Origin of the sequence: Streptomyces scopuliridis RB72 (assembly GCF_000718095.1) — a bacterium.
Taxonomy (GTDB): Bacteria; Actinomycetota; Actinomycetes; order Streptomycetales; family Streptomycetaceae; genus Streptomyces; species Streptomyces scopuliridis.
The window spans coordinates 48,077-59,968 of record NZ_JOEI01000034.1 but is presented as its reverse complement, the minus strand read 5'-3'; the positions used below and the strand labels follow the sequence as shown (position 1 = coordinate 59,968).

The 11,892-nt window shown below is 68.7% G+C and carries 8 protein-coding genes; 6 read left to right on the top strand and 2 right to left on the bottom strand.

Features of this window, described 5'->3' with window-relative positions:
- Nucleotides 1-324 precede the first annotated feature (324 nt).
- Nucleotides 325-1,329 (bottom strand): helix-turn-helix transcriptional regulator, encoded by a 1,005-nt coding sequence (locus IF11_RS0132555; protein ID WP_030355390.1) that lies wholly within the window; start codon nucleotides 1,327-1,329, stop codon nucleotides 325-327.
- Nucleotides 1,330-1,477: 148 nt separating this feature from the next.
- Complete coding sequence (locus IF11_RS0132550; RefSeq protein WP_030355389.1) at nucleotides 1,478-5,266, bottom strand: S8 family peptidase; 3,789 nt, start codon at nucleotides 5,264-5,266, stop codon at nucleotides 1,478-1,480.
- 133 nt (nucleotides 5,267-5,399) lie between these two features.
- Here IF11_RS0132550 and IF11_RS41110 point away from each other — a divergent pair, with 133 nt between their 5' ends.
- From IF11_RS41110 to IF11_RS0132520, 6 genes are all read left to right on the top strand, one after another.
- Nucleotides 5,400-5,642 carry a hypothetical protein gene (locus tag IF11_RS41110; protein ID WP_030355388.1) on the top strand — a complete coding sequence of 81 codons (243 nt, stop codon included), beginning with the start codon at nucleotides 5,400-5,402 and terminating at the stop codon, nucleotides 5,640-5,642.
- Nucleotides 5,643-5,913: 271 nt separating this feature from the next.
- Complete coding sequence (locus tag IF11_RS0132540; protein WP_078491035.1) at nucleotides 5,914-6,804, top strand: amino acid ABC transporter permease; 891 nt, start codon at nucleotides 5,914-5,916, stop codon at nucleotides 6,802-6,804.
- Nucleotides 6,801-7,607 (top strand): amino acid ABC transporter ATP-binding protein, encoded by an 807-nt coding sequence (locus IF11_RS0132535; protein ID WP_420894573.1) that lies wholly within the window; start codon nucleotides 6,801-6,803, stop codon nucleotides 7,605-7,607. The genes IF11_RS0132540 and IF11_RS0132535 overlap by 4 nt, the downstream gene beginning before the upstream one ends.
- Complete coding sequence (locus IF11_RS0132530; protein ID WP_030355385.1) at nucleotides 7,604-8,851, top strand: dipeptidase; 1,248 nt, start codon at nucleotides 7,604-7,606, stop codon at nucleotides 8,849-8,851. The genes IF11_RS0132535 and IF11_RS0132530 overlap by 4 nt, the downstream gene beginning before the upstream one ends.
- A 115-nt stretch (nucleotides 8,852-8,966) precedes the next feature.
- The gene (locus IF11_RS0132525) at nucleotides 8,967-9,953 is read left to right on the top strand and encodes a transporter substrate-binding domain-containing protein (RefSeq protein WP_051746410.1); all 987 of its coding nucleotides are present in this window, start codon (nucleotides 8,967-8,969) and stop codon (nucleotides 9,951-9,953) included.
- Nucleotides 9,954-9,964: 11 nt separating this feature from the next.
- A complete protein-coding gene (locus IF11_RS0132520; protein WP_030355383.1) occupies nucleotides 9,965-11,851 on the top strand; it encodes a CocE/NonD family hydrolase in 1,887 nt (628 codons plus the stop codon).
- Nucleotides 11,852-11,892: the final 41 nt, after the last annotated feature.

Here is an 11,892-nt window from a genome sequence, read left to right as displayed (position 1 = left end):
AAAGCCCGGTCTTCCGGAGCGAACTTCACCCGGTCCGGACCGAGCTGCCGTTCGAGGACGGTGATCTGGTGGCGCAGGGCGAGGATCTCCGTGTCCTTGTCGCGGTCGCTCATCGGTAACAGCCGCAGGGCGGCGAACGCGTTGGTGCCGGTCAGGTAAGCGAGACGAAGCAACACGACTGTCATCCTGCCGCACCGCCGGACAGCCCCAGAGCTGCATGGATAACATTCCCGGCAGGCACAGTGTTCTCCGGGTTCCGGCAGGATTTTTACGGCTGTTTGGTCCGTCAGCGTCGTCCCGCCGTTCGTACGGACGGCGGGACGGTCACAGCCAGCCGCGCCGGGCCGCCTGCCAGGCGAGTTGCATCCGGGTGGTTGCTCCGGCGAGGTCCATCATGTGCTGGATGTGGCGCTGCACGGTGCGTCGGCTCAGTCCCACCTGGGTGGCGATCGCCTTGTCGGCGACACCCGCCACGAGCAGTGACAGCAGCCGTCTGTCGATGGAGGAGAGCGGGTCGGGCGCTCCGGCGCCGTCGGTCCCGGTGACCGCGCCCGAGTCGTCGACGTCGAGCGGGACGGCGTCTTCCCAGTAGCGTTCGAACAGGGCGATGAGGGCGGCCAGGAGGCTGCTGTCCCGGACCAGCGCGGTGGTCGGTTCGCCCGGGCTGCCGTGCGGCCCCCCGGGAACCAGCGGGCAGATGGCGATGGAGCGGTCGGCCACGGCGAGGCGTAACGGCAGGTGGGGCACGGATCTGGCCATCTCCCCGGCACGCACGCCCTCCACGACGTTGTCCACCGCGCCCTCGTCGTCGAAGAATGCCTTCTCGTACAGCACCCGGTAGGTCACGCCTCGGCCCAGCGCGTCGAACTCCGCGTTGTTGCTGCCCGAGGGCATGGCCACGTACTGGGCCTTGCAGAACCAGAGCATCTCGTCGCGCACGCTCGCCTGGATCTGCCGCAGGTGCTGGCGCAGGGCCTCGCCACCGGTGATGACTTCGATGAGCCGGCCCGGGTCCTGACGGCGTGCGGTGTCCCGGTAGGTCTCCAGGAGACTGGTGACCTCGATACGTGCGAGGTCCAACGCGTCCGCGTTGCGCTTCAGTTGGGGGGTGAGCGCCACGTCCGGGGGAGTCGGCCGGTACTGACGCGGCAGGCCGTCGGTGTGGCTGACCATGCCTTTGGCCGCGAGATCGGTCAGCACGTTACGGGCTTCCGCGACGTCCAGCCCGAGACGGTCGGCGACGTCAACGGCGGTGAGCAGGCCGGTCGTTATCAGCAGCCGGTACACGGCTTCCTCGACGGCGGATACCCCGGCGGCCTCCAGCGCCACGGCGCCCTCCTGAGACCTTGGCCCCCATGCGCTCACATTCACGCACCTTCGAATAATTCATACCATACTTCAGTGCGTGTACCGCACACCGGTGGGCGGCTGCTTCCCGCTGCCCGCCCACCGGTGCTCAGAACAGAACCCCTTCCCGCTATCCGCGGTGCAGGTAGGCGCGTTCGACCGACTGCCGGACACGATTGCCCGAGGAGTCCTCCGCCGTGACGCGCAGCGTCACGTACGCGTCGCCCCGCTGCCGGTCCGGTCTGTCGATCTTCGCCGAGAAGGTGCCGGCGCCGCGGCTTCTGACCGTGGCCCGCTCCCAGTTCTTCCCGTCGTTGTAACTGGCCTCGACCTTGACGCTCACACCGCGTGGCGCGGCCAGTCCGTCCTGGGCGCGGACGGTGAGCCCGACCGTGTGCGACCGGCCGCGGCCGACCGCGTTGTCCGCGCCGACCGGTACGTCGTAGTCGAGTTGGAGCAGCGGCAGCGTTGTCGCCTCGCCGGTGGCGCCGGAGCGGAACGACCACGACGTGTCGGTGGCCGTCCCGTAGGCCCACTCCGGCGAGGTCCGGGACGTTGTCAGGTCCAGCCGGTAGTCGGCCGCGCCGGAAGGCACGGTGAAGTCCGTCCAGGCGCTGCCGGCCTCGGCGGTCTTCTTGCCGTCGCGATACAGCACGGCCGCCGCTGTGTCACCGGGTTCACCGGGTTCACCGGCCTCCGCCGTACCAGAGGTGCCGATCCCGCTCCCGCCGACGAGCAGCCGCGACCGGTGCCCGGCCGTCGAGTCGGTGAACTCCGGGATCCGCAGCGACAGCACGTTCCCCTCACGGACCGACGGGGTAGCGGTGCCGCGCGGAATGGACGGCCGGACAACGGCCCCCTGCCACGTCTCGGCCACGCGCTCGCCCGGCCGGTAGGTGCGGGGCGTGTCGCCCATGCCCACCTTCAGAGGCGTGTCGACATCGAAGGTGGTCTCGTAGTGCACCAGGTGCTGCCAACTGGTGTCGCCGGCGCTGACGTAATCGGTGCGTTCGAAGCCGGTCGGTACATGGCGGGTGTACTGATTCCACGCGGCGTCCTGGTACGGGCGCCGGGCGAAGCGCTGTTCGGCCGCCCACGGTGAACCGCCGTTGTCGGCGTATGTGCTCCGCACGATCGCGCTGTTGCTCTCGGACAGCGTGTGCACCACCCGCTGCGGGATCCGCTGCGAGGACACCTGCATGACGTCGTAGAGGTACGGGCTGCGCGCGGTGCCGGTGAACCGCACCGTGGTGGAGCGCTCGTTGATCCGCTTCAGCAGCTCGGCGCCCGTGCTCGCGCCGATCCGCACGGTGGGCAGGGCCAGCCGTTCGCCGTCGGGCCGCCAGCGGGTCCAGGCGATGTCGGAGAAGTGGACGAGCATCACACCGCGGGCACCGGCGGCTGCCGCCCTTTCGACCAGGTCCCGTTCGCTCCCGCCGTCCTCGCTGACGAGGACGGCGAGCTTGCCGCGTACCTTGCCGAACGCCGGGGCCCTCGCGTCGCCCGCGTCGACGGCGGTCAGGTGCTCGCCCCGCTCGTCGAACAGGGCTGAGGAGGGCATGTAGTAGGCGCCGAGGTCGAGATCGGTGCCCGGCACTGTTGTTTCGAGGAGAGGCGCGGTGAGTTGCCAGCGGGAGGCGAACTCGAACGTGCCGTCCGTGACTGCCGGAGTGGGGCTGACGTACAGGCGTTTGGCGATATCGAAGTACATCGTGCCCTGGATCAGACCGTGTCCGTCGATCTTCCGGTACGTCTGGTAGCTGAGGATGCCGCGCTGCTCGGCGGGGCGGGGTGTGCGGATGTCGACCAGGGTGGTGCGGCGTGCGTCGAGCGTGACGGCCATGTCCTTGGTGACCTTCACCTCCGGCAGGACGACATGGCGCAGTTCCTCTCCGTCCTGTGCCGTGTCCAGGGTGGAGTAGTCGAGCTGATAGGTGCCCTCCTCGACCTCGGCGACGGCCGGGTCGGCGCTGGTGTACTCGACGAATCCGTTGGCGCCCCAGATCGTCGGCAACGCCTGGACACGCTTGCCGTCGAGGTCGTAGGTGTTGACGGTCAGCTTGTGGATGGGGCCCTGGACGACCAGGCTCAGCGTGGTGTGGACGGGGGCCGAACCGTCCGACGGGGTCGCGGTCACGTGACCGTAGTAGTCGCCCCGCGCCGCGCGGGCGGGGTCCACGGTGAGGCGTACCTCGGCCGTCGAGCCCGCCGGGACGCGGACGGAGTCCGAGGCCGGACGCACCGCGCCGTCGGCGGGTTCGCGGCCGCCGCTGGTGGCCAGCTTCACGGCGAGCGCGAGCGTGACCTCCTTGTCCGAGGTGTTGGTGTAGCGCAGCGTCCTGGTGCGGGTCTGATCGTCTCCCGCCTCGAAGGGACCGAGGGCGACGGTGCCGGTGGCGGTCACCGGACCGAGCGCCGCGGCGGCCACGTCGATACGCCCGCCGCCCTGTTCGGTGACCTGCTGGCCGGCGATGGTACGGGCGGTGCTGATCAGCGCGTCCTTGATCTGCGCCGCCGACCAGTCGGGATGCCGCTGGGCCAGCAGGGCCGCCGCTCCCGCGACATGGGGAGTGGCCATCGATGTCCCCGACGCCGCCGTATAACGCTCGTCCACCGGGTCACCCATGGTGGTGCCCGCCGCGCGGGCCGCCACGATCCCGACGCCCGGGGCCGTCACATCGGGTTTGACACCGTCGTTGCCGAGCCGGGGGCCGCGGCTGGAGAACTCGGCCAGCGAGTCGTCCCGGTCAACCGCTCCGACCGTCAGCGCGGCATCCGCGGCGCCGGGTGAGCCGATGGTCCCCGTTCCCGGGCCGCTGTTGCCCGCGGCGACGACGAAGAGCGCACCGCCGTTATCGCTCAACTCGTTCACCGCGAGGCTCATGGGATCGGTGCCGTCGCTCGGAGCGTCCGAGCCCAGGCTCATGTTGACGACCTCGGCTCCTTCCGTCACGGCCCACTCCATTCCGGCGATGACCTGCGACTCGGTGCCGAAGCCGTCGTCGCCGAGGACCTTTCCGATCATCAACTCCGCCGCGGGGGCGACTCCCTGGCGGGTGCCGCCCGACGCCTTTCCGCTGCCGCCGACGATGGAGGCCACGTGCGTACCGTGTCCGAACCCGTCCCCCGTTCCGGAGCTGCCGGAGAAGTCCTCGGCGGCGGCGATCCGGCCCGCCAGGTCGGGATGAGTCTGATCGGCGCCGGTGTCGAGGACGGCGACCTTGACGCGCTCACCCCGCAGACCGGTCTTCCATACGTCAGGGGCGCCGATCTGGGCCGTACTGCGGTCCAGGGACGCGCTGACGCGTCCGTCCAGCCAGACCTGGGGCACCGCGTTGACGGCGGCGCTGTTCATGGACGGCCGGGTGGGCGCCAACTGCTTCCAGAACGCGCCGAGGTCGCCGCGGGAGACTTGTACCGCCCGGGCGTCGATGCTCTCCAGGCGCCGGACGGTGGAACCGCCGTCGGCGAAGCCGGTGAGCCGCCGCACCGCGGCGCCCGCCTTCCCGCCGGCACCGCCCACGATCAGCGGGAGCGCGGTGGTGTGCGCCTCGTCGTACCGCTGGGCGACGAGCGCGGTCACGTCGAACAGCTTGCGGTCCAGACGGCCGGCCGAGACCAACTCCCCGGCATCCGAGGGCAGAACGGTGAGATGGCCGTCCTGCTCAAGAGTTCGGAAGATGATGCCTCGACGACCCGTTCCCGGCTCGACCGAGACGATCCGGCCACCGTCACCACTCGTACCAAGAGTGACCCGGTCACCGGTGATCAGGCGCACAGAGACGCTGCCCGAGGCAGCAGCGTCGCCGGCCGCCGACCTGTCCTGTACGCCGCCGGAAGCGGCCGACACGGGCGCCACGGCGCCGGCGGCCAGGGTCAGTCCCACCGATATTGCCGCCACGAGGCGGATCCGTCTCATCTGGTCTCATGCCTTCCGTTGCGCGAAGTGAGAAGTTCACCCGCTGCACAGAATCCGTTGGCGGCGGATGGGTGTCACTGAATTCCGGTGGCACAGGTGGGACATGTCCCAACGACGACACGCGCTTCGAAGCTTGGGCGGTGGTCCGTTCGCCGGCGACGCCGTGCTGCTCGGCCTCGGCGCGGGCCGCCTCGTACGCGGTGGCCGCGCGCCATGTCTCCCTGTACCCACCACGCGTCGCCCTCGACGCGGTGGTGGCGGCCCGCTCATCCGCTCTGTCGCCGGTGGCCGCGCGAACGGCAAGGGCGTCCTGGTGGGCACGTACGACACCAGCAACCACGGCAGGGCCGCCGGGTTCTACCTGGCCGTGCTCTGAGCCGACCCCGATACCCCAACGCCGGACCGGGTGCCCCCAACGCCGGACCGGGTGCCCCCGAGGCGGGGCCGTCGGGGGCACCCGGTCACGCTCACCGCTTGGACCCGGTCACCTATGGGCGGCCCGGCCAGTACCTCGTCGAACACGCCGCGCACATCGTGGTTAACGCTTGACACTTCTGAGTCAATTGATGGCACCCGTCGGTGAACATCGGTGAACGGAGTTCTAAGGTGAGGCCTCCGCCAGCCGTCCTCACCTGCCGAAGGCGCTCATGACCAAAGCCTTGAAACTCGATGCCCGTCCCGACGTGCTCGCGCTTAAGCGTGCGAAGCGTCGTCGCCCGGGAATATGGGTGACCAATGCCATCGTGATCCTCTTTGCGGCGATGGCGCTCACTACGGTCCTCACGAATCCCCGGTTCGAATGGGAGACCGTCGGTGCCTATCTCTTCGAGATACGCATCCTCAAGGGAATCGGCGTCAGCGTGGGGATGACCGCGGTGACGATGTTCCTCTCACTGATCTTCGGGACCCTGGTGGCGCTCATGCGGATGGGCTCCTCCCGGCTGATGGCGCTGGTCGCCTCCGGGTTCATCTGGGTGTTCCGCAGCATCCCGATGCTTGTCCAGTTGCTCTTCTGGTACAACCTGGCCGCGCTGTTCCCCACTCTGTCCCTGGGTATCCCCTGGGGGCCGAGCTTTGTCACGTTCGACTCGAACTCCCTGCTCGGCCCACTGACCGCTGCCGTCATCGGCCTCACCCTCCACGAGACCGCCTACATCGCCGAGTTGATCCGCTCCGGGCTGTTGTCTCTGCCCGCCGGGCAGCATCAGGCCGCCGCCGCGCTTGGAATGACCCCGGCGCAGACATTTTTCCGGATCACCGCGCCACAGGCCCTGCGCATCATCGTCCCGCCCATGGGCAACGAACTGATCTCGCTCCTCAAAGCGACCTCGTTGGTCAGTGTGATCTCCCTCGCCGACCTGCTCTACTCGGTCCAGCTTATTTACGCGAAGAACTTCCAGACGGTTCCCCTGCTTATTGTTGCCGCGATCTGGTACATGGTTATCACAGGAGTTCTTACACTCCTTCAGCAGCGCCTGGAGCGCCGTCTTTCCCGACAGAGCGAACTTAAGGTGAAAAAGGGCGGGAGTTCACTGTGACCCAGATCCTGGACAAGAAGCAGCGGGAATTGCCAGAGACTTTGCCTGTTGTCTCGGTGAATGGCATAAAGAAATCCTTCCGGGGACACGATGTCCTCCACGGCATCTCCCTTGACGTGCACCGCGGGGAGACGGTCTGCCTCATCGGCCCCTCCGGTTCCGGTAAGAGCACCCTCCTGCGGTGCATCAACCACCTGGAGGTCCCCGACGACGGCCTGGTCCTGGTGGACGGCAAGACGATCGGCTACCGGATCGCCGGCAACACCCTGGTCGAACTCGGCAGCCGGGACCTTGCCGCGCAGCGGTCGGCCATGGGCATGGTGTTCCAGAGCTTCAACCTGTTTCCGCACCTCACCGCCCGGCAGAACATCGTCGAGGCCCCCCGGCGGGTACTGAGGCTCTCCAAAGAGGAGGCCAACGCCCGCGCCGAGGAACTGATGGCCCGGGTCGGCATCGCCCAGAAACTCGACAGCTACCCGGAGAAGCTCTCGGGAGGCCAGCAGCAGCGGGTGGCCATCGCGCGCGCCCTCGCCATGCGGCCCAAGGTCATGCTCTTCGACGAACCCACGTCCGCCCTCGACCCGGAGATGGTCCAGGAAGTCCTGGCCGTCATCCGCGATCTCGCGGACGACGGGATGACCATGGTCGTCGTCACCCACGAGATGCGCTTCGCCATGGACGTCGCCGACCGCGTCGTCTTCATGGACGAGGGCCGCATCGTCGAACAGGGTCCGCCTGACCAGCTCACGCAGAACCCGTCCCATGAACGCACCCGCGCCTTCCTCTCGAAAGTCATCGCATGAACACCGACAGCAGCGACCTGCCCGACAAGACCCGCCGCCGCCTCGCCCTGTGGGACGAATACCGCTCCTACCAGTACCTACGGGCCGGGCAGGACTTCGAAGAATTCGACTTCGTGCCCGCCGTCGGCCGTGTACCCGGTGGCGCCCTGCGGTGGAGCGACGCCGTCGAAGAGCGCGCCCGGGACTTCGAGGCCGGCCATCTCGTGGTCTCCGCCCACGACCATCTCTCGCTGCGCCCGGCCGACCCGGAGCTGTTCCCCGAATACCGGCGCCAGGGAAGGGAGTCCACCCCGTACGAGGGGATAGCCCACTCCGGTGTGGATCTCTTCTTCGACGGCGGCCCGGCCGCCGTCAGCATGATCCGTTCGCACACCCCCTGGGACTGGGACGACGCGGTCAGCGATCTCGCCATGCGGCAGTCCGACTGGGCGCACCAGGGGCTGGTGGCCCCGGTGCGAAGCCTGGAGGACGCCCGCCGGGCCCAGGAGGACGGCAAGGTCGGTGTGGTCCTCACTCTGGAGGCCGCCACCCCGATCGGCAACGACATCGACCGGCTCGACCTGCTGTACGGGCTCGGGGTGCGGCTGCTCGGCCTCGTCTACAGCGAGAGCAACCAGCTCGGCTCCGGCCTCGCCGACACCGGGGACGCCGGCCTCACCACCCTCGGCCGCCGGGCACTGCGCCGGATGAACGACCTCGGCATCATCGTCGACGTCTCCCACACCGGGGACGCCACGGCGCTCGACGCCGCCCGGCTCTCACAGGCACCAGTAGTGATCACCCACGCCGGCTCCCGGGCACTGTGGCCCACCGCTCGGATGAAGCCCGACAACGTGATCAAGGCATGTGCCGACACCGGAGGGTTCATCGGTATCGAGGCCGCGCCGCACACCACCGTCACGGCCAAGCACCCGCGCCACAGTCTGGACTCCGTCATGGAGCACGTCGAGCGTTGTGTGGAGCTGGTCGGCATCGACCATGTCGCCTTCGGCCCGGACACCAACTTCGGCGACCACGTCGCGTGGCACAAGGTCTTCGCGAAGCTCTTCGGCAAGGACAGCGACGGCCCCCGGAACCTGCCGCCGCACGAGACGGTCGGCTACGTGCACGGCTGCGAGAACCCCGCCGAATCGGTACGGAACATGATCCGCTGGCTCTTCGAGCACGGCTGGTCCGACGAGGACGTGGCCAAGATCGCCGGTGGCAACGTACAGCGGGTGGCGACCCAGGTGTGGACCGGCTGACTCGCCGCAGATCACGACTCGCCCTCCCCGCCGCCTCCTCGTCTCCCGGTCTCACCCGAATCCCTCTCTCCCTCTCTCCCGGTCTCCCGGACACTCCCAGAAACGGACCTCCGCCATGCGCTGCTCCTCTCTTCTGTCCTCCCGTCCCGCCACCAGAGCCGGTGCCTGCGCGCTGCTCCTGCCGCTGCTCGCCCTGACCGCCTGCTCGGTGGACGACACCAAGGCCCGGGGCTCCGCCGACGGCGCGAGTGCCAAGACCACTGCCGGGGCCTCACCCAGCGCGATCGCCCTCCAGCCGCTGGACACCGCCCTTCAGGCCAAAGTCCCGAAGAAGTACTCCAAGGGCACGCTGGTGATGGGCGTCAGCGAGTACTCCCCGTACAACACCTTCGGCTCCAACGGTGAGATCACCGGGCTGGTCCCCGACCTCGCCCGGCAGTTCTCCTCCATGCTCGGCATCAAGATCACGGTGCAGAAGACGACGTTCGATGCGGTCGTCCCGGGCATCAAGTCCGGGCGCCTCGATCTGAGCGCGCCCGCGGGTGACTTCGTCGAGCGACAGCAGCAGGTCGACTTCACCGACTTCGCACAGAGCAGCGTCACCGTGATGATCAACACCTCGGCGTCGTTCGAGCCCACGACTGGCCTGGAGCTGTGCGGGCGCAAGGTCGGGGTGGAGAAGGGCGCCGGCACCCAGAACGTGGTGGCGGCACTGACCGAGAAGTGCGCCGCGGCGGGGAACCAGGCCGTCGGTGAACAGGTCTTCACCGATCTGAGTTCGGCCGCACTGGCACTCCAGAGCAAGCGCCTGGACGCCGTCGCCGCTCCGAGCGCGTCGAACACCGCGGCCAGCGAGAACTCCAACGGCCGTTTCAAGACGATAGAGATCAAGGACATGCGCTCGCTGCCCGCGGCGACAGCGGTCTACGGCTTCGAGTCCAAGAAGGGCTCCGGCCTGGCCGCAGTACTCGCTGACGCCCTGCGGAAGCTGCACGACGACGGCACCTACCAGAAGCTCTTCGACACGTGGGCGCTGAGCCTCTCCACCGTGGACAAGGCACAGATCGCCGTCAACGGTTCGAAGCAGCACCAGAGCAAGTGAGCGCCGGTTCCATGACACAGACAACGGACGGCATCGGGACCCAGCCCGCCGAGCGGGTCGCGGCAGACCCGGATCCGCTGTGGCGCAGCGTGCTGCGGATACCCGTACGCGACGGGGCCGTGCTCGTCGCCGACCTCTACTCCGAAAGCCCGGAGCCGGCCGCGCGGCCGGTCATCCTGGAGCGCACCCCGTACGGGCGGCGCAAGATCCGCGGTTCTGACCGCAGCCACCACGACGAGCCCGAGCCCACCCCGGAAGAGACCTCGGCGTTCTTCGTCCGGGCGGGGTACCACGTGGTCCGCCAGGACACTCGGGGGCGGGGTGACTCGGAGGGCACGTTCGTCAAGTACCTCAACGAGGGTCCCGACGGCGCCGACACGATCGACTGGATCGCGGCGCAGCCCTGGTGCGACGGTCGGGTGGCGATGATGGGGGTCTCGTATTCGGCGCACGCCCAGTCGGCCGCGGCGGCGGAGTCCCCACGGCACCTCGCCGCGATGTTCATGGACTCCGGCGGTTTCGCCAGCGCCTACGAGGCGGGCATGCGGATGGGCGGAGCCTTCGAACTGAAACAGCTCACCTGGGCGTTCCGGCACGGGGAGGAGAGCCCGGAGGCGGAGCGCGACCCGCTGGTGCGCCGGGCTTTCCAGGACACCGACCTGCGGGACTGGTTCAGCGTGCTGCCGTGGCGGGCGGGCACCTCGCCGCTGCGGCAAGTGGACTCCTACGAGCGGTACTTGCTGGAACAGTGGCGGCAGGACTCCTTCGGCGCGTACTGGCAGCAGCCGGCGATCTACGGCCGGGGCCACTACGACCGGTTCCCCGATGTGCCGTCGTTGCACATGTCGAGCTGGTACGACCCGTACGTCCGCTCCACCATCGAGAATTTCAACGCGATGCAACGACTCAAGGAGTCACCCGCCTACCTGGTGATGGGCCCCTGGACACACGGACTGCGCTGTGTGACGTACGCGGGCGACGTGGACTTCGGGCAGGAGGCAACGCTCAGCGGCAATGTGGACGACTCCTATCTGCGGTTCCGGCAGCGCTGGTTCGACGAGGTACTGGCCGGCCGCAGGGGACATGTGCGGGAGATCTCCAGGGTCCAGTACTTCCTGATGGGTGGCGGCGACGGGCGCCGCGACGAGACCGGCCGGATGCGGCACGGAGGCCGGTGGCTTTCCGACACGCAGTGGCCACCACGCGGCGCTCGGGAGACAGCTTTCTTTCCGACCGCTTCCGGGGAGCTGTCCCGGAAGCCGCCCTCGGCCGAGAGCGCCTCGGTCGAATACGACTTCGACCCGGGCGACCCGGTACCCACCATGGGGGGGCAGGTCACCTCGGGGGAGCCGGTCATGGTCGGAGGGGCCTTCAACCAAGTACCGGACGGCAGGTTCTACGGAGCGCGGGAACCCTATCTGCCGCTCAACGCGCGTCCGGACGTCATCTCACTGGCCACCCCACCGCTGACCGAGCCGCTGACAGTGGCGGGGCCGGTGACCGCACGGTTGTTCATCTCCTCCAGCGCGCCGGACACCGACTTCACCGTCAAGCTCATCGATGTGCATCCGCCGAACGAGGACTATCCGCAGGGCTTCGCGATGAACCTCACCGAGGGCATCCTGCGATGCCGCTTCCACAAGTCGTTCGAGCACCCCGAGCCGCTGACGCCGGGGGAGGTGTACGAGATCGAGATCACCGCGCCGGACACCGCGAACCTCTTCGGGGTCGGGCACCGGCTGCGGGTGGACATCTCGTCGAGCGACTTCCCGCGCTTCGACGTCAACTCCAACACCGGTGAACCGGAGGCCCTGACCAGGCGCAAGGTGGTCGCCACCAACCGGGTCCACATGGACGCCGCGCATCCCTCGTCGATCCTGCTGTGGGTGAACGACTGAGAGCTGCCGGAGTCCGGCCCCGGCCGGTCGCCGGGGCCGGA